General features: G+C 51.1%; 28 protein-coding genes. 6 read left to right on the top strand and 22 right to left on the bottom strand.

The features are described from left to right. Window positions 1–269 precede the first annotated feature (269 nt). From ACFPVS_RS09670 to ACFPVS_RS09655, 4 genes are all read right to left on the bottom strand, one after another. The gene (locus tag ACFPVS_RS09670) at window positions 270–1,040 is read right to left on the bottom strand and encodes a ParA family protein (RefSeq protein ID WP_096294523.1); all 771 of its coding nucleotides are present in this window, start codon (window positions 1,038–1,040) and stop codon (window positions 270–272) included. A gap of 113 nt (window positions 1,041–1,153) precedes the next feature. Further along, the gene (gene rsmG / locus ACFPVS_RS09665; protein ID WP_096296056.1) at window positions 1,154–1,777 is read right to left on the bottom strand and encodes a 16S rRNA (guanine(527)-N(7))-methyltransferase RsmG; all 624 of its coding nucleotides are present in this window, start codon (window positions 1,775–1,777) and stop codon (window positions 1,154–1,156) included. A 164-nt stretch (window positions 1,778–1,941) separates the two neighbouring features. Next, window positions 1,942–2,118, bottom strand: coding sequence for a hypothetical protein (locus ACFPVS_RS09660; protein WP_157742678.1), 177 nt, complete (start codon window positions 2,116–2,118; stop codon window positions 1,942–1,944). A gap of 11 nt (window positions 2,119–2,129) precedes the next feature. Then, window positions 2,130–2,567: a hypothetical protein gene (locus ACFPVS_RS09655; RefSeq protein WP_096294525.1), complete on the bottom strand. Its 438-nt coding sequence runs from the start codon at window positions 2,565–2,567 to the stop codon at window positions 2,130–2,132. A gap of 137 nt (window positions 2,568–2,704) precedes the next feature. Here ACFPVS_RS09655 and ACFPVS_RS09650 point away from each other — a divergent pair, with 137 nt between their 5' ends. The 3 genes from ACFPVS_RS09650 (at window position 2,705) to ACFPVS_RS09640 (ending at window position 5,181) form a co-directional block, all read left to right on the top strand. After that, window positions 2,705–3,244, top strand: coding sequence for a DUF924 family protein (locus ACFPVS_RS09650; RefSeq protein ID WP_096294526.1), 540 nt, complete (start codon window positions 2,705–2,707; stop codon window positions 3,242–3,244). A gap of 141 nt (window positions 3,245–3,385) precedes the next feature. Beyond that, window positions 3,386–4,717: a Na/Pi cotransporter family protein gene (locus ACFPVS_RS09645; protein ID WP_232507471.1), complete on the top strand. Its 1,332-nt coding sequence runs from the start codon at window positions 3,386–3,388 to the stop codon at window positions 4,715–4,717. After that, window positions 4,696–5,181, top strand: coding sequence for a hypothetical protein (locus ACFPVS_RS09640; protein WP_232507472.1), 486 nt, complete (start codon window positions 4,696–4,698; stop codon window positions 5,179–5,181). Before ACFPVS_RS09645 ends, ACFPVS_RS09640 begins: the two co-directional genes overlap by 22 nt. Before the next feature lie 64 nt (window positions 5,182–5,245). Here the strand turns inward: ACFPVS_RS09640 and ACFPVS_RS09635 are convergent, their stop codons facing one another. From ACFPVS_RS09635 to rpmE, 4 genes are all read right to left on the bottom strand, one after another. Further along, entirely contained in the window at window positions 5,246–5,377 is a 132-nt protein-coding gene (locus tag ACFPVS_RS09635; protein WP_255408361.1) for a hypothetical protein, read from the bottom strand. 372 nt (window positions 5,378–5,749) lie between these two features. Then, window positions 5,750–7,636, bottom strand: a complete 1,887-nt coding sequence (mnmG, locus tag ACFPVS_RS09630; RefSeq protein WP_096294527.1) for a tRNA uridine-5-carboxymethylaminomethyl(34) synthesis enzyme MnmG — start codon at window positions 7,634–7,636, stop codon at window positions 5,750–5,752. A gap of 326 nt (window positions 7,637–7,962) precedes the next feature. Beyond that, complete coding sequence (locus tag ACFPVS_RS09625) at window positions 7,963–9,618, bottom strand: hypothetical protein (RefSeq protein WP_096294528.1); 1,656 nt, start codon at window positions 9,616–9,618, stop codon at window positions 7,963–7,965. Between the two features lie 197 nt (window positions 9,619–9,815). Next, complete coding sequence (gene rpmE / locus ACFPVS_RS09620; protein WP_096294529.1) at window positions 9,816–10,031, bottom strand: 50S ribosomal protein L31; 216 nt, start codon at window positions 10,029–10,031, stop codon at window positions 9,816–9,818. A 40-nt stretch (window positions 10,032–10,071) separates the two neighbouring features. Between rpmE and ACFPVS_RS09615 the strand changes: the two genes are divergently transcribed. Then, window positions 10,072–10,212 carry a hypothetical protein gene (locus ACFPVS_RS09615; protein ID WP_157742679.1) on the top strand — a complete coding sequence of 47 codons (141 nt, stop codon included), beginning with the start codon at window positions 10,072–10,074 and terminating at the stop codon, window positions 10,210–10,212. A 43-nt stretch (window positions 10,213–10,255) separates the two neighbouring features. Beyond that, window positions 10,256–10,768 carry an acyltransferase gene (locus ACFPVS_RS09610; RefSeq protein WP_096294530.1) on the top strand — a complete coding sequence of 171 codons (513 nt, stop codon included), beginning with the start codon at window positions 10,256–10,258 and terminating at the stop codon, window positions 10,766–10,768. 63 nt (window positions 10,769–10,831) lie between these two features. Here the strand turns inward: ACFPVS_RS09610 and ACFPVS_RS09605 are convergent, their stop codons facing one another. The 11 genes from ACFPVS_RS09605 to obgE form a co-directional block, all read right to left on the bottom strand. Then, the gene (locus ACFPVS_RS09605; RefSeq protein WP_096294531.1) at window positions 10,832–11,359 is read right to left on the bottom strand and encodes a superoxide dismutase family protein; all 528 of its coding nucleotides are present in this window, start codon (window positions 11,357–11,359) and stop codon (window positions 10,832–10,834) included. A gap of 55 nt (window positions 11,360–11,414) precedes the next feature. After that, window positions 11,415–11,792 (bottom strand): heme-binding protein, encoded by a 378-nt coding sequence (locus ACFPVS_RS09600; RefSeq protein WP_096294532.1) that lies wholly within the window; start codon window positions 11,790–11,792, stop codon window positions 11,415–11,417. Window positions 11,793–11,933: 141 nt separating this feature from the next. Then, complete coding sequence (locus ACFPVS_RS09595) at window positions 11,934–12,986, bottom strand: AbrB family transcriptional regulator (RefSeq protein ID WP_232507473.1); 1,053 nt, start codon at window positions 12,984–12,986, stop codon at window positions 11,934–11,936. Between the two features lie 156 nt (window positions 12,987–13,142). Beyond that, the gene (locus ACFPVS_RS09590) at window positions 13,143–14,639 is read right to left on the bottom strand and encodes a tripartite tricarboxylate transporter permease (RefSeq protein ID WP_378595716.1); all 1,497 of its coding nucleotides are present in this window, start codon (window positions 14,637–14,639) and stop codon (window positions 13,143–13,145) included. 9 nt (window positions 14,640–14,648) lie between these two features. Then, complete coding sequence (locus ACFPVS_RS09585; protein WP_096294533.1) at window positions 14,649–15,086, bottom strand: tripartite tricarboxylate transporter TctB family protein; 438 nt, start codon at window positions 15,084–15,086, stop codon at window positions 14,649–14,651. Between the two features lie 192 nt (window positions 15,087–15,278). Next, the gene (locus ACFPVS_RS09580) at window positions 15,279–16,280 is read right to left on the bottom strand and encodes a tripartite tricarboxylate transporter substrate binding protein (protein WP_096294534.1); all 1,002 of its coding nucleotides are present in this window, start codon (window positions 16,278–16,280) and stop codon (window positions 15,279–15,281) included. Between the two features lie 506 nt (window positions 16,281–16,786). Then, a complete protein-coding gene (cysS, locus tag ACFPVS_RS09575) occupies window positions 16,787–18,190 on the bottom strand; it encodes a cysteine--tRNA ligase (RefSeq protein ID WP_123804207.1) in 1,404 nt (467 codons plus the stop codon). 3 nt (window positions 18,191–18,193) lie between these two features. Next, window positions 18,194–18,700, bottom strand: a complete 507-nt coding sequence (locus ACFPVS_RS09570) for a cysteine--tRNA ligase (protein ID WP_378595715.1) — start codon at window positions 18,698–18,700, stop codon at window positions 18,194–18,196. Between the two features lie 10 nt (window positions 18,701–18,710). Continuing rightward, entirely contained in the window at window positions 18,711–19,166 is a 456-nt protein-coding gene (locus ACFPVS_RS09565) for an AAA family ATPase (RefSeq protein WP_232507475.1), read from the bottom strand. Window positions 19,167–19,321: 155 nt separating this feature from the next. Beyond that, window positions 19,322–19,834 (bottom strand): AAA family ATPase, encoded by a 513-nt coding sequence (locus tag ACFPVS_RS09560; protein WP_232507476.1) that lies wholly within the window; start codon window positions 19,832–19,834, stop codon window positions 19,322–19,324. 5 nt (window positions 19,835–19,839) lie between these two features. Beyond that, window positions 19,840–20,994 carry a GTPase ObgE gene (obgE, locus tag ACFPVS_RS09555; protein WP_378595714.1) on the bottom strand — a complete coding sequence of 385 codons (1,155 nt, stop codon included), beginning with the start codon at window positions 20,992–20,994 and terminating at the stop codon, window positions 19,840–19,842. A 246-nt stretch (window positions 20,995–21,240) separates the two neighbouring features. Between obgE and sodA the strand changes: the two genes are divergently transcribed. Further along, on the top strand, window positions 21,241–21,861 hold the full coding sequence (sodA, locus tag ACFPVS_RS09550; RefSeq protein ID WP_096294535.1) for a superoxide dismutase [Mn]: 621 nt from the start codon (window positions 21,241–21,243) through the stop codon (window positions 21,859–21,861). 208 nt (window positions 21,862–22,069) lie between these two features. Here the strand turns inward: sodA and ACFPVS_RS09545 are convergent, their stop codons facing one another. From ACFPVS_RS09545 to ACFPVS_RS09535, 3 genes are all read right to left on the bottom strand, one after another. Further along, window positions 22,070–22,558 carry a peroxiredoxin family protein gene (locus ACFPVS_RS09545; RefSeq protein WP_096294536.1) on the bottom strand — a complete coding sequence of 163 codons (489 nt, stop codon included), beginning with the start codon at window positions 22,556–22,558 and terminating at the stop codon, window positions 22,070–22,072. Continuing rightward, window positions 22,555–22,941 carry an acyl-CoA thioesterase gene (locus ACFPVS_RS09540; protein ID WP_096294537.1) on the bottom strand — a complete coding sequence of 129 codons (387 nt, stop codon included), beginning with the start codon at window positions 22,939–22,941 and terminating at the stop codon, window positions 22,555–22,557. Before ACFPVS_RS09540 ends, ACFPVS_RS09545 begins: the two co-directional genes overlap by 4 nt. Window positions 22,942–23,008: 67 nt before the next feature. After that, complete coding sequence (locus tag ACFPVS_RS09535) at window positions 23,009–23,371, bottom strand: VacJ (RefSeq protein ID WP_096294538.1); 363 nt, start codon at window positions 23,369–23,371, stop codon at window positions 23,009–23,011. Window positions 23,372–23,471 lie beyond the last annotated feature (100 nt).

Below are 23,471 nucleotides of genomic sequence, written 5' to 3'. Positions count from 1 at the left end.
ACAATCCTAAAACAATCATTTAGGCAGAAAATAAAAGCTGTTTTGCATAAAAAGTGTAAACAACCCGACAATTTCCTACATCTCAGGCCGTCTGAAAGCGTTGTTTTTCAGACGGCCTTAATTCTTGATTTATAGCGGATTTAATTACTCCGATACGAGGCAGCAAATCGAAGACGGTACAAATAGTACGGCAAGGCGCAGCAACGCCGTAGCGAAAGTTAAGTTAATCCGCTATAAAATTTAAATATATTAAATTTGTAGACAAGCAATCATGCTTTCAGACGCGCCAGCAGCTCGTCAGCCAGCGCCAAATATGCCTGTGCGCCTTTAGTGGCGGCATCGTAAGCCAGTGCCGGCATGCCGTGGCTCGGCGCTTCTGCCAAGCGAATATTGCGCGGAATAGTGGTATCGAACATCAAATCGCCGAAATGTTGCTGCAATTGCTCGCTCACTTCCATCACCAGGCGGCTGCGGCCGTCGTACATGGTGCGCACGATGCCGGTGATGTCGAGCTGCGGATTGATGGCTTGGCGGATTTTACGCACGGTGGCAATCAAATCTGAAATGCCTTCCAGCGCGTAGTATTCGCACAACATCGGTACAATCACGCCGTTGGCCGCCACCAAACCGTTGAGCGTGAGCAGGGTGAGTGATGGCGGACAATCAATCAGCACGAAATCATAATCGTTTTCCACCACTTGCAGGGCGTTTTTCAGGCGCAGTTCGCGGCCGATTTCCTGCACCAGTTCGATTTCGGCACCGGCTAAGGTGCGGTTGGCACCCAATACGTCATAGCCGCCGCTCTCGCTTTTCACCACGGCCGTCTGAATATCGGCATCGCCCAACACCACTTGATATACGCCTTGTTCCAAGCTGGCTTTGTCGATGCCGCTGCCGGTCGTGGCGTTGCCTTGTGGATCGAGGTCGATGACCAATACGCGTTGGCCGCGGTTGGCCAAGGAAGCCGCCAGATTGACGGTGGTGGTGGTTTTGCCGACGCCGCCTTTTTGGTTGGCGATGGCGATGATTTTTGCGCTCATGTGCTTTGTCGATAATAAGAGTATGATGGCTGGAATTGTACCGTTATTTGCGTCAAATGGGTATAACAAGGCCGTCTGAAAACGACAGATTTTCAGACGGCCTTTATACGGTATTATTTCTTGCGCATAATCACCATATGCCGCTCGGCATTCAGTTGCGGCACATGTATTTCTTCCACTTTGTCCACGGTCGCAAAATCCGGCAGGCGGTCGATTTCTTCTTGCGGGAACACGCCTTTCATAGCCGCCCAGTAGCCGCCGTCTTTCAGCAGCTGCGCCGTCCAGTTGACGAAATCAGCCAGCTCGGCAAAGGCGCGGCTGGTAATCACATCGGCTTGAAAATCCTGCACGGCCTCAACGCGGCCGCTGATCACGCGCACGTTGTCCAAGCCCAGTTCAATCACGGCTTGCTGCAAAAACGAGGTTTTTTTGGTGTTGGCATCAAGCAGGGTAATCTTCAAGTCGGGGCGGCAAATCGCAGTCGGGATGCCGGGCTGGCCGCCGCCGGAACCGACATCGAGCATGGTTTGTGCCCCTTCGATATAAGGCAGCAGGGTTAAGCTGTCGAGCAGGTGGTGGCTGATCATCAGCGATTCATCGCGCAGCGCGGTGAGGTTGTAGGTTTTGTTCCATTTTTTAAGCAGTTCGACGTATTGGATGAGCTTGTTTTGTTGGTCTTCAGTCAGGCTCAAGCCCATTTCGGCGAGGCCGTTTTGCAGTTGCTGGGTGTGGTTCATGGCGGTTTCCAAGTTAGTCATGGCGGATTATCCGCCTAGGTGGTATGGTAACGGAAAATGAGGCCGTCTGAACATATTCGGCACAAAAAAACAGGCGAAAAGCAGGCGTGGATACATGAAGGTATCGGCGCTGCCTTTCGCCTGTGAGGGAATAAGCGCTTGAATTACGAGCCGTATTGTTCCCATGGTGCGCGCAGACTGTTGGAGCGCGGCGAGCGCACCGGCATCTGGCGGTTTTGCGTATTGGATTGTCGATTGAGCAAACGCGATTCGTTGCTGCGGTAAATGCGCTGCTGATGGATGTTTTCACGCACTTGATGGTTGCGGCGCTGTTGTTCCATGCGCTCACGCATCAAAATGCTGCGGTTGCGCGAATCTTTACACGCTGTTGCATGTGGCGGTTTTGTATGCGTTGTTGTTCCAAGCGGTTTTCCAGTATGCGGTTTTGCTCACGTTGGCGGTAAACGCGGTCGGATAACACACGGTTTTGCTGATGCATACGTGTTTCAAGCGGATAACGGCGACGGTAGTCACTCATGCTGTCGATGCGGCGCACATGGGTATTGTAGGCCGGACGATACGAGCGCGGCATACGGTTGTAGTGGTTGTCGTAATAGTAGCCGTCATCCAGACTGTAATACAGTAAAGAAGCGACAGTGCCGGCGGTGGCGGTGGTGGCAATGGCATTCACGGCGGGGTCGTCTGAAACCACGCAGCCGCCCAGTCCGACGGCGGCAGTGATGCCGATTACACCCATGCCGACGAAGCGTTTGACAGTTTGCGTCATCATGTTAAGCGTCCTAAAGGTAAATGGATAATGTCAGGCCGTATTTAGGCCTGCTGTTTGTTAGATTACACACGAAATATGCAAAACTTACGTTTTACTCGATTAAGATATTCAAAGGCCGTCTGAAAAAGGAAAAAATAATGAATGCGCAAGCTGTTTTGGATTTTTGGTTTGATCAGGCAAACAAAGCCTGCTGGTTTGCCAAAAGCGATGATTTTGATGCCGAAATCCGCCGCCGATTTATGGGCGTATGGCAGCAGGCCGCACGTGGCGAATTATCTGCTTGGCGCGACACTTTGCGCGGGCGTTTGGCCGAAATCATCGTGTTGGATCAGTTTTCGCGTAATGTGTGGCGCGACCGTGCGAATGCGTTTGCCCAAGACAATATGGCTTTAGTCTTGGCGCAAGAAGCGGTGCAACACGCTGGTTTTGCAGATTTGGATCAAGCCGAGCGCAATTTCATGCTGATGCCTTTTATGCACAGCGAAAGCCAAGCGGTGCATAAGCAGGCCTTGCCGCTGTTCGAACGCTACGCCGATGCCGTGACCTTGGATTTTGAACGGCAGCACAAAGCGATTATCGACCGCTTCGGCCGCTATCCGCACCGAAATGAGATGTTGGGGCGGGACAGTACGGCGGAGGAGAAAGTATTTTTAACCCGGCCGGGTTCTTCGTTTTAACAAGGGTTTATGCCGTCTGAACGCAAATAAATAAAGGGCTTTCAAAGGCCGTCTGAAACGTTTCAGACGGCCTTTGTTGATTGTCATCTTTTTGTAAAAATATTATGTTGCAGAAAAATAACAATAATTCGGAGTCAATGAATGAGGAAAAAAGCATCGCAATATGTTTTGGCCGTCTTGCTGGTGTCGGGCTTGGCGGCGAGTTTTCTTTATAGCCCGTCGTGGATGCAGCTTTGTTACGGCTTGGCTTTGTTTCTGCTGGGCATGCAGTGCATTGAAGAAGGTTTGCACAATGTCGCCGGCGGCAAGTTGGCCAAATGGATGGAGAAATCCACTGCCACGCCACTGAAAGGCGCGCTGTTCGGTATGGGTGCGACCTTTGTGCTGCAATCGAGCACCTTGGTGTCGCTGCTGACGATTGCTTTTCTAAGCACCGGCATGATTCAGCTGGCAGGTGGTATCGCAATTATTTTGGGCACTAATTTGGGCTCGACCAGCGGTATTTGGCTGTTGGCCTTGGCCGGTCAAAGCGTGAGCTTGAGTCCGGCGGCGATTCCGATGCTGGTGTTCGGCATTGTCATCGGTTTTTTCAACAGCAAAACCAAAGCCATCGGCCGTGTGCTGGTCGGCATTGCGTTGATTTTTCTGGGGGTGGACGCGATTAAAGAAGGCTTCCAAGCCTTCGGTGCGGACATGGATTTCGATAAAAGCCAAATCGGCGGCATGGTCGAGCCGCTGATTTTCTTTGTGGTCGGCTTGTTGCTGACGGTTGTGTTGCAATCGTCACATGCCACGCTGATTTTAACATTGGCGGCGTTGGCCGGCGGACAAGTCAGCCTGATGCAGGCATTTGCGATTGCAGTCGGTTCCAACGTCGGCAGCAGTGCCACCACCGCTTTGGTCGGCATGCTCGGCAGCGACCGCAACGGCCAGCGGCTGGCCTTGGCGCATGTGGTGTTTAATTTGGTGACGGCGGCGTTATGTTTGCTGCTGTGGTGGCCGCTCACGCGTTTGGTGTTGCTGCCGGGCGAATGGTGGGGCATGAGTCCGCTGCTGCAATTGGCGATGTTCCATACCTTGTTTAACTTGCTCGGCGTTGCCGTATTCTGGAAATTGCAAGGCTGTTTTGCGGCGCTGTTGCAACGTTGGCTGCCGGATAAAGCAGCGGAAGAAGTGTTGCTGCCGGAAAATCAAGCCATACTGGCGCCGCGCTATCTGCACGAAAACATGCTGCGTGCCGACGATACCGCTTTGGTGGCGATAGAAAAAGAAGTTTATCATTTGGGGCGCGCCAGTATCGAAGCCATGTGTCACGCGATTTATGTGCCAATGAGGCGTTTTACCGCGATGATTCCAATGAAGGCAAGACGCTGCCCGCGCCGACTGCCCCGCTCGAACTCGATGCCACACAGGTTTACGAGCGGCAAATCAAGCCGCTTTACAGTGCGATTTTGGATTTTGCCGGCAAAATAGATTTAGAAGAAAAGACGCAGCAAGAACAACTCAACCGTGCATTCGCTGCTACTTGGCAGATGGTTGAAATGGTGAAAGAAAGCAAGCATTTACAGAAAAACATGCAACGGTATTTGACGGGCGGAGGCTCGGCCGCCGAACGAGATTACCTGCGCCTTCGCCGCCATGTTTTCAAAACCTTGCGCTTGTTCCGCCGTATTGGCGGCATGGAAGCCGAAGCGGAACGCAATGATTTGATGCAGCAATTAAACGTGCATACCGAAACGCTGGAAACCTTCCGCGGCCGCGTGATGGTGAAGCTGAAGAATGAAGAACTCAACGGCTGGCAAACGTCTTCGCTGCTGAACGACATCAACTATGCCCGCCGCATTGGCCGCGGCGCTTTGGAGATTTTGAGTCTGCAAAATACGCAGGTGACGGCGGAGAAAGTGGTAGATAGGCCGTCTGAAGAAGTGGCTGGATAAAATCTGTTCGCAATATCACAGTCCGTCTGAAAATCCTTTTCAGACGGACTGTGATGTTTACTGCTTAAATTTTACACGCGCCGCCGACGCAGTTGTCGTCTTCGCTTTCCGCATCCACGCCGCCTTCAACCGCTACGCCGTCGAAATCGCCGAGTAAATCGTCTAAGTTGTCCAAATCAAAATCTTGTTCGCTCATGGTTGGTCTCTTATGGGGTGTTAAAAATCAAGTTAGCCATATTATTAGGCCGATGGGTGCGCTTATCAAGCCATTCAGACGGCCTTTACACTTAATGGCCGATGATGCCGGTTGCTTCCGATTTGTCGTGCGTGCCGAAACGGCCAACCAGCGTGCGGCTGGCTTCGTTTAAGCCGTGGGGCACCGTGATGGTTGTTGTTTCATCATCATGCTCTATTGTGGCGGAATAAGGTGGGTTGACGCTCCTTACGTTTCAATTTCTGTTTTTAAACCGATTGTCAATCAGAGATTGTGAACTTAAATCCAATAAAGCCTAAGGCCGTCTGAAAAAGCAAACATTTGTTTTCAGACGGCCTTTATCCCCGGTAAAGCCTATTTTGCGTCTTTAAACCCGCGTTTCAGATGCACCATCAGTAAAGCCACCGCAGCGGGCGTTACACCGGAAATGCGGCTGGCCTGACCGACGGTTTCGGGGCGGTGCTGGTTGAGTTTCTGCTGCACCTCCGCCGACAAACCCTTGACCTTGCCATAATCAATGTCGGCAGGCAGATTCAACGTTTCGATGTCGCGGCGGCTTTCGATTTCGTCGTTTTGGCGGTCGATATAGCCTTGGTATTTCACTTGGATTTCTACTTGCTCGGTTACCTCATCGGCCAGGTTTTCAGACGGCCTCGCACCCTCCAGCGTCATCAGCGCGGCGTAACCGATATTGGGGCGGCGCAGCAAGTCGTGCAGGTTGGCTTCGCGCGACAGTTTTTGGCCGAACACGCGCACTTGTTCGCCCTCCGGCAGTTTCTGCGGGGTGTACCAAGTGGTTTTCAGGCGCTGGATTTCGCGCTCAATGGCCTCACGTTTTTCGTTGAACGCACGCCATTGCGCTTCGCCGACCAAGCCGATTTTGCGGCCCTCTTCGGTGAGGCGCATATCGGCGTTGTCCTCCCGCAATTGCAGGCGGTATTCGGCGCGGCTGGTAAACATGCGGTAGGGTTCGTTCACGCCTTTGGTAATCAAATCGTCCACCAACACGCCCAGATAAGCCTGCTCGCGGCGCAACAGAAGCGGCTCTTGTTCGCGCACATATTGCACGGCGTTGGCACCGGCCAGCAAGCCTTGTGCGGCGGCTTCTTCGTAGCCGGTGGTGCCGTTGATTTGGCCGGCGAAAAAGAGGCCGGCGATGGTTTTGGTTTCCAAACTGGCTTTGAGGTTGCGCGGGTCGAAATAGTCGTATTCGATGGCATAACCGGGGCGCAGGATATGGGCGTTTTCCAAGCCTTTCATCGAGCGCACAAGCGCCAATTGAATATCGAACGGCAGGCTGGTGGAAATACCGTTGGGGTAGTATTCGTGGGTGGTCAGGCCTTCCGGCTCGAGAAAAATCTGGTGGCTGTCTTTATCGGCGAAGCGGTTGATTTTGTCTTCGATCGACGGGCAATAGCGCGGCCCCACGCCTTCGATTTTGCCGGTAAACATCGGGCTGCGGTCGAAACCGGAGCGGATAATCTCGTGCGTGTGCAGATTGGTGTGGGTAATCCAGCAGGAAACCTGGCGCGGGTGCATGGCGGCATTGCCGCGTACGGACATCACCGGCACGGGCGTGTCGCCGGGTTGTTCGGTGAGCTGCGAAAAGTTGATGGTGCGGCCGTCAATGCGCGGCGGCGTGCCGGTTTTCAGGCGCGACACCGGCAGATTCAATTCTTTCAGACGGCCCGACAAACCTTGCGCGGCCGGGTCGCCGGCACGGCCGCCGGCGTAGTTTTCCAAACCGATGTGGATTTTGCCCGCCAGAAACGTGCCGGCGGTCAGCACCACGGCGCGGGCTTTGAATTCCACCCCCATGGCGGTTTTCACGCCCGACACGTGCTCGCCTGCCAACGTGATGTCTTCCACCGCCTGTTGGAAGAGTTCGAGATTTTTCTGATTTTCCAGCATTTCGCGGATGGCGGCCTTATAAAGAATGCGGTCGGCCTGTGCGCGGGTGGCGCGCACCGCCGCGCCTTTGCTGGCGTTCAGGCGGCGGAACTGGATGCCGCTCATATCGGTGGCCAGCGCCATCGCGCCGCCGAGCGCATCGACTTCGCGCACCAAATGGCCTTTTCCGATGCCGCCGATGGAAGGGTTGCACGACATTTGGCCGAGGGTTTCGATATTGTGGGTGAGCAAAAGCGTTTGCGCGCCCATGCGTGCGGCGGCCAGCGCGGCTTCGGTACCGGCATGGCCGCCGCCGACCACGATCACGTCGTAGGTTTTAGGGTAAATCATGTTGGATATAGTGTATTGAGGTTTCAGACGGCCTGATTGAAGGTGTGTGTTTGGGGTTTTGTGTGTGAGGCCGTCTGAAAAAGTAATGGAATTTAAAATAAACGTGTGATTGTACGCTGTTTTTCAGTCGGGTTAAAGGCCATCTGAAATTGAATTTCAGGCGGCCTGAAATCTTTGCAAAATCTTCATCTTTGGCACATTTCTCCGTTAGGCGCTGTTCGAGGGCTTGCCTATCTTTGTGATATGTCTGCGCTTTCTGCGCTGCTTTGACTTCGAACTGTACTCAAATCTGAAGTTTTGCAAAGGCTTCGGCTTTGAAATGGGTTTTAGCTTTCTCGGCGCAATAAGGCAAAACCTTCTACTTTATTGCGTGGTCGCGCTCCCTGCCAGAGTTTCGTCCAGCCTTGCGGAGCGGCGGTGTCTTTCGGCTGCTGCACCAAGCGGTAGCGGCAGCTTGGATTATCGGGTTGCAAATGCCATTCGCTGTATTGTGCCCAAGCGATGCGGCTGCGGTGGTCGTGAGAATCCACGCTGATGCATTCGTGGCCTTCGCTAAATTGATGACGCAATTCAGGATAAAGCGACAATTCCATCTGCTTCACCACCGGCGCGTAACTCTTGGCAGCATCCAGCCAGGGCAGCCACAGCGTCATCAACAATGCCCAGGTTAACGTCACACCGGCCGCCCAGTTGGTCACGGCTTGGCGGCCACGGATATGCTTGCGGGTAATCGCCCACAGCCATAAGGGTGTGAACAATACCGCTACAGTCATGGGAAACGGATTAATTTCCGGCAAGTAATACGGGCTGAAATAAGCTGCGCGTTCGGCCAGTTTTGCCGGCCAGCCGTAATTCATGGCAGCAAAACCGACCCACATAAAGGCGGCCAACAAACCGAAGGCCATGATGCCGAACCAGTTGATAAACGCTGCTGCGCCGCGGCGCAAGCCGTCGAGTTGGGCTGCGCCGAGCAAAGCCAGCGGCGGCAGCAACCAAACCAAATGGTCTTGAAAACGTTGCGGATTGAAGGTGAGGAGCGCGGTCGCTAAAATCAACCACGCCAAACACAAACCGCCCCATCCTTGCGCGTTCATCTTGGTACGAATGAATGCCCACACCGCCAACGGCCACGCAGGCAGGGCAAACCAGAGTAGGTTTTTCAAATAATAGGGTAGGTTAAAGGCCGTCTTAAAATCAAGCAGTCCGCCGTAAGTGCCGAACATATAAGCATTGCGCCACATTTCAAACATTTTCGGCTGCAAATACAGCAGCAACAGCGGATACACCACCATCAGCGGCAGGGCAAATGCAAAGGCACCGATTAGGGTCAGATAATAGCGTTTGAACTGCCATTGCGGATGCAGCACCAAGGCAAATGCCATCATAATCAAGGCTAACGGCAATAAAAACCCGGTCGTCAGTGACAGCAGCGCCCAGCCGCCACCCAACAGCAGCGCACCGGTAATCACGCGCTTGTATGCCAGCGAAAAACCGCACAATACCATGCCCAGTGCGGCAAACACCGCCGACATGTCGCTGATGAAATGCGCCATCGGCAACAAACCGATACTGCCGATTAAAATCAGCACCACGCTGCGGCCATGGTGGCGGCCTAAAAAATTGAAACCGGCAAAACCGCACAACAGCAAACCGATCGCGGTAAAAAACACGCTGGCAAAGCGTGTGGCCGCATAAGCATCTGCCGCCCAAGGCGAGAGCAGCGCTTGAAAAGCACCGGCCACCCACAGGTAAACCGGTGAAATATGGAAATTATGTTGCTCGAATACATGCGGCACCAGCAGGGAAGTGGTGCCGTTGAGCAGGGCCTCGGTAGCGGTGAATAAGCCCGATTCGTCCGGGTTCCACAAATCATGCGAAAATACGCCCGGCCACAACCAAGCGAACACCATCAGCAATAAAAGCCAAGGTTTTTCGTGGGTTTTAGCAGGTTTGCGGGAGTCCGGTGGCGTGTAAGTCAACATGATACAGCGGTTTCAAAAATCTAAAAGATGCGCTAGTGTAACAAATTACGGCCAAATCGGGGAATGCTTGGGTCAAAAGCGGCCAATGATATTCTTCGACCATATTTTTTTCAGACGGCCTTCTGGTCTTCTGATTGGAATAAGGCCGTCTGAACACAAAAAAAGACTGCCAAAGCAGTCTTTTTTCCATCGGGCTATCAACGTTTGAACAAGTTGCCGAATTTGTTGTTGAATTTGTCCACGCGACCGGTGGTGTCAACGATTTTTTGTTGGCCGGTGTAGAATGGGTGGCACAAAGAGCAAACCTCGATGTTGAAGTTGTCTTTTTCCATCGCAGATTTGGTCACGAATTTGCTGCCGCAAGAGCAGGTCACGGTGATTTCGTGGTAGTTAGGGTGGATACCTTGTTTCATATTGTTTCCTTTCGATTAAGCGGGCATAGGGGTTTTACCTATGCTTCAAGACAAGGGTGCGATTATCGCTATTTTTTTGCTGTTTCGTCAAGCAGATATTGCGGCATTGGGGCGTTTTGCAACAGGTCGGCGCAAATATTATCGAATCACGGGCGAAACTTGTGTGGTATTGTGTGTCTAACTGAAATTGAATTCAGATTGATGATTTAGTGTGAGGAAATGCAATGAAAGCAAAGCTGTTTTTGATATTGTTGAGAACACTCGGCAAATGGCTGCCTGCATCGTACAGCAAGCCGTTTGGCAAATTGGCCAAAAAAATCCGCGCGGTACTTGCCCGTCAAATTTCGCCGCATTTGGGCAGCAATGTCAACATCGAAAAAGGCGCTTATGTGTTGAAAGACACGGTGGTCGGTAACCATTCGGGCATTGGTGTGGATTGCGAAATCTGCTACGGCCTGAGCATCGGCAACAATGTGATGATGGGGCCGGAATGCCTGTTTTATTCCAACAGCCATAAATTTGATCAAGCAACCAAACAGTTTTACGGCTATACCGACACCAAGCCGATTGTGATTGAAGACGATGTATGGATTGGCCGCCGGGCCATTATTATGGGCGGCGTAACCATCGGTAAAGGCTCGATTATCGGTGCCGGCGCAGTAGTCACCAAGAGCGTGCCGCCGTACTCTTTGGCTGCCGGCAATCCTGCGGTAGTGAAGAAGAATTTATTGGGCTAAACAAAAGGCCGTCTGAGCCCAATATTTTCAGGCGGCCACAGCTTCGCATATCATGTTTCAAGCTTACTTGGCAATCACGCCGCAGTATTTGCGTGCGCCACCGCCGCCCAGTGCGGCAGGATGGTCGCTGTAGTAGTCGCCGCCGGCATGAATCATCAGCGAGCGGCCCTTGAGGGCGTTGATTTTCTTAATGCGCGGTGCGGCAACCGGTTGGATATGGCCATTGGCATCTACTGCCAACGCAGGCAAATCACCCAAGTGGCCGCTGTCGTCCCAAGGGCCTTTGTGGGCGCCGGTTTTCTTAGGATCCCAGTGGCCGTCGGCTGCCAAACCTCCTACCGGTTTGCCGTCTTTCTCTTTGGCTGCGCAGCTTGGATTTTCATGTACGTGGAAACCGTAAATGCCTTGCGTCAAACCTTCGATTTTCGGGGTGAATACCGCACCGTATCTGCTTTGGCTGATGCGCACTTCCCCTGCCACTTTATCGCCGTTTTGCGCGTCCAGCAGCGACATCGGCACCACAATATCCGTAGGTGCGGCATAGGCTGCAGCGGTCATACTCAATAAAACGGCAGTCAGTAATGTCTTCATCAGTTTCTCCTTAATCTTGGTCAACGTGCATATTGGATTCAATATACTGGTTTGCTTATTTTTTAGGTAACGCAGATGCCGCTGCTTTGGCTACTGTTTTGTCTTCATCTACTGAACCACCGCTTACACCGACGCTACCCGCAATGATACCTGCTGAATTGACCAGTAAAACGCCGCCGGCAAAAATGGCCAAACCATTATTGGTGACTTCGATACCGTATAATTCTTTTCCGGGTTGTGCCGCATTACCTAAGCCGCGGGCGCTCATGTTGAAGTATCGGGCCGTACGTGCTTTTTTGACTGCTGCTTGAATCACAGTTTGAGCCTGACTCAAAGTCAAATCGTCGGGCAGTGTTTTGATTAAATCTGCGGCAAAAATAGTATTGCTGACAATCATCGAACACATGACGAAAAGAGTTTTAGCATGTCGCATGGTACTTCTCCTTATCGCGGGAAAAATGATGATTGCTTCAGTTTTACGCTCTTTCTAAAAATATAAATATCTAATTTAACTGATTGCTTCTCATGGGCTAAATAAGTCTAGCATTTCACATGGGCTGCTGATGAAACGTCTTTAGCGCGCCCCTATACCAAACCGCCGATCCAGCACGCCATACAGCCAACCGGCCAAACCGACCACCACCAGCATGCGCAACACATGAAACGCGGTTACCAGCGGCACACCCAGTTGCAACACTTTGGCGGTGATGGTCATTTCTGCCACACCGCCCGGAGCAAGTCCTAGCCCTAAAGTGGGTAGGGGAATATCCGACCACGTTGCCAGCAGTTGGGAAACGCCCGCGGTCAACAGTAAACTCATGCACACCAAAACGGCAGTAACCGATAATAATCTCGGTGCGGCGCGGAAAAAATCAGAGCGGAATTTGGTGCCGAGTGACCAGCCGATTAAGAGTTGGCCTGCCCATGACAATTCTTTCGGAATGGCCGACAAATGCACACCGCATACGGTCAGTAACACCGCAGCCGCCAAGGGGCCGAATGTCCACGGGTTGGCCCAGCCGCGTTTTTGAAACAGCCAACCTGTGCCGGCACAGCAGGCAATCAGCAGCAGCAATCCGCCGTAATGCACGCCACCTTTATCGATAATCGAATTATCCAAGCCGTGATAATCCATAAATCGGTAAAAAAACGGCACAATGGTCACTACCATCAACACACGCAGCGAGTGGGCGGCCACTACTTTATCCACGCGCGCGCCGTGCTGTTCGGCCAAATTAGCCATTTCACTTGCGCCGCCGACTGTGGCCGCAAACCACGCGGTTTTGAAATCGATACCGGCAAAACGGTATAGCAGCAGCGTGCCGCACAGGCTTAAGATCAAGGCGAACAACATGCCCGCGCCCAGCCACAGCGCATTAGTGCCGATCATCCCGACCATCTGCGGCGTAAAATACAGCCCCAGCGACATACCGATGATGCACAAGCCCACTTTACGGCCGGAAGGCAGGGTACGGATGTTGGCCCCGCAGATAGACAAAGTAGCGCAAGCGAGCAATGAGCCGAGCAGCCACGGAATCGGCAGGTTGAGCAGGTTAGCCAGCAGCGCACCCGTGAGCGCGGCGGCAAAACCGGGCAGATAGGAAAGAAAACGGTTCATGTTTTGCATGGAAAATCGTTATGGTTTATAGGCCGTCTGAAAATTTTCAGACGGCCTTTAGGGTTTTTATTGGTGGTTCTTGAGATATTACAAAAGTCTCAGCCTGAATATTTTCATGATACCAAGAAAACAGCCGCGCTGGATTCAGGCGGCTGTCGTGATGCGTTATACAGTTTGTTTGCGGCGGCGCAGCCAGCGGAAAACCGGAAGCAATACCATCAACAAGGCCAACGCCCACAATACTTTGGTAATCGGGCCATGGAACAACACGCCCAAATCGCCTTGTGAAATCGACAAAGCGCGGCGCAGGCTCGATTCCATCAATTCGCCCAATACATAGCCCAAAATCAGCGCAGACAATGGGAAATTGAGTTTGCGCAGGAAGTAGCCCAATATGCCCAAGCCCACCATCAATACCAAGTCGAACGTGGTGCTGTGAATCGCGTACACGCCGACAAAGCTCACGGTGGCGATGGCCGGAATCAGGATGTAGTTAGGGATGTTCAACAGCTTGGCAAAAAAGCCGACCAACGGAATATTGAGTAACAGCAAAATCACGTTACCGATAAACAACGACGCAATCAAGCCCCATACGATATCAGGCTGTTCGCTGAACAACTGCGGGCCGGGAGTGATGTTGTACAAGGTCAACGCGCCCATCATCACGGCAGTCGTGCCGGAGCCGGGTACGCCCAAGGTCAGCATCGGAATGAACGAACCGCAGGCAGAAGCATTGTTGGCTGCTTCAGGCGCGGCGATACCGCGCAAGTCGCCTTCACCGAATTTACCTGAAGCGCCGGCAAGTTTCTTCTCGTTGGTGTAGGTCATCGCGCTGGCAATGGTGGCACCCGCACCCGGCAAAATACCCACCACGAAACCGACCACGCCGCTGCGCACCATACTGCCGAAAGCAAACAGAAATTCTTTCGCGTTAAACAGGGCGCGTTTGCCTTGTTCCAACGCTTTTTGGCCGCGCTCGGTGTGCTCGAGCATAATCAGGATTTCACTCACACTGAAGAAACCGATTACGATGGTGGTGAACTGAATGCCGTCTGAAAGGTTGACTGAATCAAACGTGAAGCGGTACACGCCGGTTACGGCATCCACGCCTACGGTCGCCAAGCCTAAGCCGATTAAGGAGGCGATGGCGGTTTTTAGCGGTTGGTCGCCGACCAGGCCGCTAAGGCAGGTAATAGCGAATACCATCAGGACGAAATATTCGGCAGGACCGAACGCAACCGCCCAGTTTGCCAGCAGCGGCGCAAACAAGACCACGCCGGTGGTGGCGATGGTGCTGCCGGTAAACGAGCTGACGGCAGAGAGCGACAAGGCAATGCCTGCCTTACCCTGTTTGGCCAAGGGATAGCCGTCGAGCGTGGACATAATCGCCGCCGCATCCCCGGGCACGTTAATCAAAATGGCCGAAATACGACCGCCGTATTCACAGCCCAAATAAACGGCTGCCAACAAAATCAAAGCCGATTCGGGAGGCAGGCCGAGTGCATAAGCAAACGGCAGCAAAATCGCCACGCCGTTAATCGGCCCCAAACCCGGCAGCATACCGACAATAGTGCCCAGGGATGCGCCGAAGAAGGCCAGCATCAGGTTTTGCGGCTCTAAAGCCACGGCAAAACCGCTCATTAAAAAGTTTAAAGTATCCATGTTCCGTCCTTAACCGAAAAAGCCGACCGGCAGTGGAACATCCAGCAGGCGGTCAAACAGCAGATAAAAGCCTACCCCCAGCGCAATGCCTGAAAGCGCACAAGCCTTGAAACTGCCGCCGAATAATGTGCCGACGGTAAACGCCATCAGCGCGGTAGCCAGCGGAAAGCTGAGCAATTCAAACAAAACGGCATACAGCAACAAAGCCGCCAAGCAAATGCCGAGCTTTTTCAGCATATTGGGGGTGTAGCCCAAGTCGATGACTTCGCTGTTGCGGCGAATGACTAAAAACAGACAGGATACGGCCAGGAGTGACAGGATCAGCACCGGATAAGGGCGCGGACCCAACGGATCATAGCTGATCGGCGCAGTGTAGCCCCATGCCAGATACAGCAGGAACACGGCTGCCGCGAGCAGCAAACCGGAAAAACAGCGTTCGAGATTCATAATATCTCCATATCTCCGTGAAGGATTCATTTTTATGGTTCAGCGAGAATTTCAGACGGCCTTTTTAATGGCTAATCTTATCTTTATGCTGAACATTTATCCCAGAATTGATTTGGTCCGCAAAATAAGCAAATGCTTTTCAGACGGCCTGATGAAAGCCAGCAGGCCGTCTGAAAGCGCAGTGGAACTATTTTATTTGGTGTTCAAATCAAACTCTTTAGATAAAGCGCGCATTTCGTCGGTGGTTTTCACCACGTATTGCTGCAATTCTTCGCCGGTCAATTCAAACGGCAACAAATCGCGGCCGGCACGGATGTCGGCGAATTTCGGGTCTTTCAACATCGCATCGAAGTGGTTTTTCCACCAGTTGAACGATTCGTCAGACACTTTCGGGCCCATGTAGTAGCCGCGGATCACCGGCCACTCTACATCGAAGCCTTGTTCTTTCGCCGTTGGAATGTCTTTCAGCTTACCTTCCAAACGGTTCGGCGAGAATACGGCCAACACGCGGATTTTGCCTGATTCAATGTGCGGCCCCATTTCGGCAATACCGGCGCTCACGACATTGATGTGGTTGCCCAATACCGCCGTAACCGCTTCACCACCGCCTTCCAAGGCTACGTAAGTCATGTCTTTCGGGTTCACGCCGGCCGCTTTGGCCATCATTGCGGTTTGCAGCCAGTCTTGACCACCCACGCTGCCGCCCGCACCGAAGCTGATGGATTTAGGATCTTTTTTCAGTGCTTCAGCCAAATCGTTCAAATTTTTCAAAGGCGATTCGGCATTTACCGCCACCATGCCGTAGTCGGTGCCGACTGCTGCCAACCAGCGCACGTCTTTCTCGGTGTATTGGCCGAATTTGCCTTGTGCCAAGTTCAACAGTGAGCCGGTCGAAAAGGCCACAATCGCATCGCCGTTGGCCGGATCGTTGGCCACGATTTTATTGTAGGCCACCGCGCCCACACCGCCCGGCATGTAGGTCACGCGCATCGGTTTTTTCAGCTGGTCGGTGTCTTTCAAGCCGGTTTGCGCCAGCTTGCAGGTCAAGTCAAAACCGCCACCCGGTTTGGCAGGGGCAATACATTCAGGTTTTTTTGGTTCGCCTGCTTCGGCAGTGTCTTTGTTACAGCCACTCAAGGCTAATGCAGCCAAAGCGGCCAAGCTGATTGCAGCGGTAGTGGATTTGCGGAACATGTAGTTTCTCCTTACTATTGACTATTGAAGTAAAAGCTCGGCAACATCATGTTGCTGTGGCTTCTTTGTTGACAATCTTTGCAAAATTAAAAGAATCATCAAGTCTTGTCAAGAATAGATTAAAAATTTTAAAGCGATTAAACCCATATAATTCAAAGGGAAATAGAAAGTTTGTGTCAGAATTTCAGCAAATAATCAAGATATTTTAAATTTCGTTAAGGTTAAATTGATGATTTTAATGATGGCTGTGCCGGTGTGGTTTTGCATTATGCAGAAGTATTAATTAGAAATAGAACCAAATTTTATGTTGTTGTTTGTAATTGATTTATCGTGATGACATAAAGGCATCAGTGTCAGTGACCATTCGACGGTCACAAAATATTAATATTTTGATGACTTCAGCGGGAGAGATTGCAAAACGCAATCAAAAAGGCTTCGTTTGGGCTGAAAAATATCAGATCAAACGAAGCCTTTACTCAAACGGTTGAATCAGGGTTTGTCAGGTTTTAGCCACGGCGCCAAGTGGTCACACCGGATTTGTCTTCCAGAATAATGTTTTCCGCGGCCAACACATCGCGGATACGGTCGGATTCTGCCCAGTTCTTATCGGCGCGCGCCTGTTTGCGGGCTTCAATCAGTGCTTCGATTTCTCCGTTAGACAGGCCGTCTGAAACGCTGCCGCCTTGTAAAAACTCAGTCGGGTCGCGTTGCAACAGGCCGATGGTGCCGCCTAAATGCTTCAGGCAGGCGGCGAGGTCGGCGTTTTGCGTTTTGTTGACTTCATTTGCCAGCTCAAACAAAACCGCCATGGCCTGCACGGTGTCGAAATCATCATCCATCGCGGCTTGGAAGCGGCGCACATAATCGTTGTCCGCATTAAAGCTTTCAGACGGCATGGTATTTTTCAGCGCGGTGTACAAACGCGTCAATGAGCCTTTGGCATCGTCCAAATGCGCATCGGAATAATTCAGCGGGCTGCGGTAATGCGCGCGCAAAATAAAAAAGCGTACCACTTCGGCATCATAGGCTTTCAACACATCGCGGATGGTAAAGAAATTGCCCAGCGATTTGGACATTTTTTCGCCGTCCACACGGATAAAGCCGTTGTGTAACCAATATTTCACATGGCTTTCAATCGCTTTGCCGCCGTGGTTGTGGCCGCACGAATGGCCGTGCGCACCGACGCTTTGGGCGATTTCGTTTTCATGGTGAGGGAATTGCAAATCCGCGCCGCCGCCGTGAATGTCGAACGTGTCGCCAAAGAGATTTTCACTCATCGCCGAGCATTCGATATGCCAACCCGGACGACCTTGCCCCCACGGGCTTTCCCAAGCCGGTTCGCCCGCTTTAGCCGCTTTCCACAGCACAAAATCCAAAGGATAGCGTTTGAAACCGCCCACTTCCACGCGCTCGCCTGCGCGCAAATCATCCAGCGATTTTCCTGAAAGCTGGCCGTAAGCGGCAAACTCACGCACGGCGTAATACACATCGCCATTCTCCGCCGCATACGCCTTGCCTTTGGCAATCAAGCGCTCAATCATTGCAATCATCTGCGGAATATTTTCCGTGGCTTTCGGCTCGACATCCGGACGCAGCACGCCTAAAGCCGCCGCATCTTCGTTCATCGCTTCAATAAAACGCGCCGTCAACTCGCCGATGGTCTCGCCGTTTTCCGCCGCGCGCACAATGATTTTGTCGTCAATATCGGTGATGTTGCGCACATAAGTGAGCGGATAATCACGCTCGCGCAGCCAGCGCGCAATCATGTCGAACACCACCATCACACGCGCATGGCCGAGATGGCAGTAGTCATACACGGTCATGCCGCACACGTATATGCGCACGTTTTCAGGGTTGATGGGGGCGAAAGGTTCTTTTTGACGGGTTAGGGTGTTGTAGATGGTTAGCATGGATTAAGAACTTTCTGTAATCGTCCAAGGTACATCATTCTTTTTTGAGATAGTTGTGATGGCAACACGAGGATCAATGGCTTTCAGTAATTGCTTTAATTTATCTCGTAAATCAGGCAGATCATATATTTGTTTTGTTCTCTTAGGTTGTTTTATGTGTAAGACAACACGAATGTTTTGGCATCTTAAGGCTTTTTCAGCAAAGTTTTTTTCATCGGAACTATTCGCTTGGAATTTAGCTGAAACAATGCCTGCAAGAGTATCTCTTACTTTTTGGGCGATTTCTTCCTCTAAAGGTGGTTTTTTGGGATTGCGTTCCCCTTCTCTAAAATCTTTAATTTCACAGAGCCATAATACTTGATCGTTTTCATATGCAATAAAGTCAATGGCCTTATTGCCCTTTGAGCATTTATTTTCAAATTGATTACGATAATGTGACCACTCATCGTATTTGGAGGCCTGATAGTTTTCAGGAAATTCGAATTTTAGTGAGCCTTCAGTAATTGTCATACGTTATCCTTCAAATATCTAAATATCTGTCAGATTGAGCTAAACTTTCATCAAGTGCAACAATTGTATCTAAGTCATACATATCATTCCCTTGTTCTAATTTCACTCCATTATCAGTGGCAATAAGTGAAAAATAACGGCTTGAGAAATTTTTTTCTTTTGATTTGAGGATTTCAAGTTCGCGTAATAAAAATAAAGAATGTGTTGCAATAAAAACCTGAATGCCTTGTTTGGATAGAGCAAAGATAATTTCTGCTGCTACTCTAATCAGTTTTGGATTTAAGTTTGCTTCAGGTTCATCCCAAAAAAGATAGCCTTTATCTAAGAGTGCACCAGTTGAAATGAGACGAGCAATCATGACAAATTTGCGCAGGCCTTCCGCAACTAAAGGAGCTTCAATTTTTCCAGTTTTACTTGTCAGTGACAAATAGAAGCGCCCATTCTCTTCATATACGGTCCCCCCCATAGCTGCTTCAATCGGTTGTAATAATGTTTTAATTTTGTTAAGGCGCGGTCCTTTCGCTAAAGGTAGACTGAGCTGGACACATGTATCAAACCAAGTTTCTTCAAAAGGAATGCTGTTATTTAAATATAATGAATTGAACCAAGGGCATAATGTGATTAGTTCTCTGCTGGGTGGAAAATAGCTGTATTTGTATATTCGGTCTCTTTTAGCCCTATTTTTTCTAATTTTACCTCCGTGGTAGAGGTGGTAGAAAAATTCAGAAGGCTATGAGTATATTGATTTAATTCCAGTGTGATATTGGCTTTAACTCTACCTTGCACTCGCTTTGTTAAGCGACCTAAACCATCTGGTCGAAAGACATTTACCAATTTGTTAGCAAAGCTTTTCTGTAAATCAGTTTTAATTAATCTGTTTTTTTCATTAGAGGTTACTTCTAGTAGGCTGTAAATAAGCTTAAGCAGATGTGTTTTACCACAGCCATTTTCTGCAACAATTACATTAAGATTTTTTGAGAATTCAAAATTTTCGTTCGGTAAAACAGTAAAATTCTCTACTTTCAATGATTTCACATATTCTTTTGAAGACACGATGCTTACTCCAAGTTGATTGTTTTTCGAGTTTTCAGACGGCCTTTCTATCCCGCAGGCCGTCTGAAAACTTTCCATCATTTGACTTATTCCGCCTGAAACACACTGGTATCGGTTTTCGGCTGATTCTCGGCAATTTCCAACGCGGCCGCTGCTTTTTCTGCGGCGGCTTTTTCTGCGTCCAAACGTTTTTTCTCGTTCAAATACATGCTGATTTGGCGCACTAGGTCTTGTGTGCCTTGGTGTGCCAGGGCGCTGATTTTAAACAGGCGCGGGGTGGACATGTCAAATTCGAAGCGGTCATCGGGTGCGGGGTAATCCCAGCCGATTTGTTCGAGGAATTTGGCGGTGCGGCGTTCGGCTTCTTCGTCATCGAGCATGTCGAATTTGTTCAGCACCAGCCAGCGCGGTTTGGCGTGGAGTTCTTCGTCGTATTTGCGCAATTCGTTGATGATGGCCAAGGCTTCTTCGGCGGGATTGACGGTTTCGTCAAACGGCGCCAAATCGACCACATGCAGCAACAGGCCGGTGCGCGAGAGATGCTTCAGGAAGCGGTGACCCAAGCCGGCACCTTCTGCCGCGCCTTCAATCAGGCCGGGGATGTCGGCCATGACAAAGCTGTTGTTTTCGTCCATGCGCACCACGCCCAAATTGGGGTGTAAGGTGGTGAACGGGTAATCGGCTACTTTTGGGCGGGCAGCGGATACGGCGGAAATCAGCGTGGATTTGCCGGCATTCGGCATACCGAGCAGACCGGCATCGGCTAAGACTTTCAATTCCAATTGTAGCGAACGCGCTTCGCCTTCTTCGCCGGGCGTGGCTTGCTTCGGTGCGCGGTTGACCGATGATTTGAAATGGATGTTGCCCAAACCGCCTTTGCCGCCGCGTGCCAAACAAACGCGCTGGCCGTGGTGGGTCAGGTCGGCGACGATTTCGTCGGTGTCGATGTCGCGAATCAGCGTGCCGACGGGCATGTGCAGGGTGATGTCGTCTGCACCGGCGCCGTAGCGGTCGGCACCGTAGCCTTTTTCGCCGTTTTTGGCTTGATAGCGCTTAACGAAACGGTATTCGACCAAGGTGTTTAAGTTTTCATCGGCTTGAGCCCATACGCTGCCGCCTTTGCCGCCGTCGCCGCCATCGGGTCCGCCGCGCGGCACGAATTTTTCACGGCGGAAACTGGCCGCGCCGTTGCCGCCTTTACCGGCAACAACTTCGATTTTTGCTTCATCAATAAATTTCATTCGATTCTCAATATTTTTAAAAGTTGTTTGGTGTTTCAGACGGCCTATGGGATATCGTTCGGTTTTGAAAGCTGAAAAAGCAGGCCGTCTGAAAAAAATAATGGGTTGAGAGTTATTATAAAGGATAAGTCAAGGGCTTGTGTGCTTATCTTCAGCGTGCGGTTGGGCTTGCATATTTTTTAAATGGAAATTAATATCAATATTATTTAATTGGCTGCACACAACTGCAAAGAGAAAGGAACGCACATGGCTTACACTTTACCCGAACTGGGCTACGCCTACGATGCTTTGGAGCCGCATTTCGATGAAATGACGATGAACATTCACCATACCAAGCACCATCAGGCTTATGTCAACAATGCCAATGCGGCGTTGGAATCGCTGCCTGAGTTTGCCGCTTTGCCGGCGGAAGAATTGATTGCCCGCCTGAAAGAATTGCCGAGCGACAAGCAAACCGTGTTGCGCAACAATGCCGGCGGCCATGCCAACCATTCTTTCTTTTGGAAAAACCTGAAAACCGGCACGACCTTGCAAGGCCGTCTGAAAGAAACCATCGAGCGCGATTTTGGTTCGGTAGACGAATTCAAAGCCGAATTTGAAAAAGCGGCTGCCAGCCGCTTCGGTTCCGGCTGGGCATGGCTGGTGTGGGACGGCGGCCGCCTGAAAGTGGTGTCAACCGCCAACCAGGATTCGCCGCTGATGGGAGAAGAAGTGGCCGGTTGCAAAGGCTACCCGATTATCGGTTTGGACGTGTGGGAACACGCTTATTATCTGCAATACCAAAACCGCCGTCCGGATTACATCAAAGCGTTTTGGAATGTGGTGAACTGGGACGAAGCGGCGAAGCGTTTTGAAGAAAAAGCCTAATGGTTTTGGCAAATTCTTCATCTTTGGCACATTTCTTCGTTATGCCCTGCTTGAAAGCCGGTCTATCTAGGTAATGCCTGCGCTTTTTGTCTGACCTCGCTTCGAACTGTACGCAAATCTGGCGCTTTGCAAAGGTCTTGGATTAATCGCTGATGGATGCAAAAGGCCGTCTGAAACTTCTCCGTTTCAGACAGCCTTTCATCATTACTTATTTCGCCAATTCTTGGTCGATTTCTTGGTAAAGCTTGTTGAAATCCGGTTCGCCGACGAAGGTTTTCAGAATTTCGCCTTTTTTGTTGATGAGCGTGGAAGTCGGGTACACCTGCGTGCTGAAGGCTTTGCCGACGGTGCCGCCTTCATCATACATCACGGTAAACGGTAGGCCGTATTCTTTGACGTATTGATGCACGCTTTCAATCGGGTCAATCGGTTCGGCAATGCCCAATACTTGGAAATCTTTGCCCTGATAATCCTTGGCCATTTTGATGACTTTCGGCATTTCGCTCACGCAGCCGGGGCAGGATGGGAACCAGAAATTGATAAAGGTTACTTTGTCTTGCAGGCTCGCGTTGTTGACCGTTTGGCCTTGCAAATCGGTCAGGCTGAATGCCGGCGCGGATTTGTTGTCGGGAATCAGGATAAAGGCCAGCAATGCGCCGACAATGGCTACGGCGGCGAGGGTAATCAGTTTTTTCATGCGATCAATGATTCAAGTGAGGTTAACAGGTTGTCGGGAAAGCGGATGCTGCGGCCGCTGGCGGCATCGACGGGCATCAGCGTGATGCCGGCTTCGACAGCGTTTTTGCCGCTGTGCACCAACTCGATGGTTTGCGTCATCAGCAGGTGGCGTGCGGTTAATTCTTTGATGTGGCTGTGTACGCGCAATTCGTTGCCGTCAACAGCGGGTCGGCGGTAACGGATGTCGATGCGGGCGACGACCAAATGCACGTTGTCCGGCAGCGATAATAAACCGCGTTGGTCGAAAAACGTCCAGCGCGCTTCTTCGAGAAACTCAAGATAGCGCGCGTGGTTGACGTGGCCGTAGCTGTCGATGTGGTAATTGCGGACGCGGATGTTCATGGGTTTATGAGGCCGTCTGAAAATTTACGGCGATGCAGAAATGTGTTTTCAGACGGCCTGTCAAAGGTTAATTCAAATTCAAGGGTTGGAACGCTTCACGCGCCAATGGCCCGGCTTCCAAGTCGGTGATGACGGTGGAGAGCTGGATATCGAACCATTCGTTGAAAATATCGGCGTGCAAATCCGGCCATTCGCTTTCGTCTTCGCACCAGTCGGCCAGTTCGGCTGCGAAAATGTCCTCAAAGCGCGATTCGATTTCGTCCCATACTTCATCGGAAGTTTCGCACGGACGAACGAGATAGGCATTGGCATCGGCCTGTAAATTTTCCAAAGTCAAATCGGCCAAATGGTTGCCGGGCAGGGATTGCAGCCAGTTCCAAAACGGATCGAGCGGCACGAGTAAAAAGACGCTGCGGTTGACTTCGTACATGATGGGTTCCTTTTGTTGAGTAGAGCGGATGACCCGGTCTTTTTGTTTAGACCGTAACGGAATAATAGCCCAAAGGTGGTGTCATGAAAAGGCCGAAATC

The sequence above is a fragment of the Neisseria weixii genome (assembly GCF_042658245.1).
GTDB lineage: Bacteria > Pseudomonadota > Gammaproteobacteria > Burkholderiales > Neisseriaceae > Neisseria > Neisseria weixii.
This window is presented reverse-complemented; position numbering and strand designations above follow the sequence as displayed.

Bases quoted from the DNA above. Each gene is read 5' to 3' on its own strand.
- ACFPVS_RS09605 (WP_096294531.1), bottom strand. From the start codon at position 11,359: ATGAAGACATTACTGACTGCCGTTTTATTGAGTATGACCGCTGCAGCC.
- ACFPVS_RS09615 (WP_157742679.1), top strand. From the start codon at position 10,072: ATGCTTCAAGACAAGGGTGCGATTATCGCTATTTTTTTGCTGTTTCGT.
- ACFPVS_RS09600 (WP_096294532.1), bottom strand. From the start codon at position 11,792: ATGCGACATGCTAAAACTCTTTTCGTCATGTGTTCGATGATTGTCAGC.
- ACFPVS_RS09645 (WP_232507471.1), top strand. From the start codon at position 3,386: ATGAGGAAAAAAGCATCGCAATATGTTTTGGCCGTCTTGCTGGTGTCG.
- ACFPVS_RS09590 (WP_378595716.1), bottom strand. From the start codon at position 14,639: ATGGATACTTTAAACTTTTTAATGAGCGGTTTTGCCGTGGCTTTAGAG.
- ACFPVS_RS09540 (WP_096294537.1), bottom strand. From the start codon at position 22,941: ATGAACATCCGCGTCCGCAATTACCACATCGACAGCTACGGCCACGTC.
- ACFPVS_RS09580 (WP_096294534.1), bottom strand. From the start codon at position 16,280: ATGTTCCGCAAATCCACTACCGCTGCAATCAGCTTGGCCGCTTTGGCT.
- ACFPVS_RS09635 (WP_255408361.1), bottom strand. From the start codon at position 5,377: ATGAGCGAACAAGATTTTGATTTGGACAACTTAGACGATTTACTCGGC.
- ACFPVS_RS09565 (WP_232507475.1), bottom strand. From the start codon at position 19,166: ATGGGGGGGACCGTATATGAAGAGAATGGGCGCTTCTATTTGTCACTG.
- ACFPVS_RS09650 (WP_096294526.1), top strand. From the start codon at position 2,705: ATGAATGCGCAAGCTGTTTTGGATTTTTGGTTTGATCAGGCAAACAAA.
- ACFPVS_RS09570 (WP_378595715.1), bottom strand. From the start codon at position 18,700: ATGACAATTACTGAAGGCTCACTAAAATTCGAATTTCCTGAAAACTAT.
- obgE (WP_378595714.1), bottom strand. From the start codon at position 20,994: ATGAAATTTATTGATGAAGCAAAAATCGAAGTTGTTGCCGGTAAAGGC.
- rpmE (WP_096294529.1), bottom strand. From the start codon at position 10,031: ATGAAACAAGGTATCCACCCTAACTACCACGAAATCACCGTGACCTGC.
- ACFPVS_RS09545 (WP_096294536.1), bottom strand. From the start codon at position 22,558: ATGAAAAAACTGATTACCCTCGCCGCCGTAGCCATTGTCGGCGCATTG.
- ACFPVS_RS09560 (WP_232507476.1), bottom strand. From the start codon at position 19,834: ATGATGGAAAGTTTTCAGACGGCCTGCGGGATAGAAAGGCCGTCTGAA.
- ACFPVS_RS09535 (WP_096294538.1), bottom strand. From the start codon at position 23,371: ATGTACGAAGTCAACCGCAGCGTCTTTTTACTCGTGCCGCTCGATCCG.
- ACFPVS_RS09655 (WP_096294525.1), bottom strand. From the start codon at position 2,567: ATGATGACGCAAACTGTCAAACGCTTCGTCGGCATGGGTGTAATCGGC.
- ACFPVS_RS09585 (WP_096294533.1), bottom strand. From the start codon at position 15,086: ATGAATCTCGAACGCTGTTTTTCCGGTTTGCTGCTCGCGGCAGCCGTG.
- ACFPVS_RS09595 (WP_232507473.1), bottom strand. From the start codon at position 12,986: ATGCAAAACATGAACCGTTTTCTTTCCTATCTGCCCGGTTTTGCCGCC.
- ACFPVS_RS09660 (WP_157742678.1), bottom strand. From the start codon at position 2,118: ATGGAACAACAGCGCCGCAACCATCAAGTGCGTGAAAACATCCATCAG.
- ACFPVS_RS09610 (WP_096294530.1), top strand. From the start codon at position 10,256: ATGAAAGCAAAGCTGTTTTTGATATTGTTGAGAACACTCGGCAAATGG.
- ACFPVS_RS09625 (WP_096294528.1), bottom strand. From the start codon at position 9,618: ATGTTGACTTACACGCCACCGGACTCCCGCAAACCTGCTAAAACCCAC.
- cysS (WP_123804207.1), bottom strand. From the start codon at position 18,190: ATGCTAACCATCTACAACACCCTAACCCGTCAAAAAGAACCTTTCGCC.
- ACFPVS_RS09670 (WP_096294523.1), bottom strand. From the start codon at position 1,040: ATGAGCGCAAAAATCATCGCCATCGCCAACCAAAAAGGCGGCGTCGGC.
- mnmG (WP_096294527.1), bottom strand. From the start codon at position 7,636: ATGATTTACCCTAAAACCTACGACGTGATCGTGGTCGGCGGCGGCCAT.
- sodA (WP_096294535.1), top strand. From the start codon at position 21,241: ATGGCTTACACTTTACCCGAACTGGGCTACGCCTACGATGCTTTGGAG.
- rsmG (WP_096296056.1), bottom strand. From the start codon at position 1,777: ATGAACCACACCCAGCAACTGCAAAACGGCCTCGCCGAAATGGGCTTG.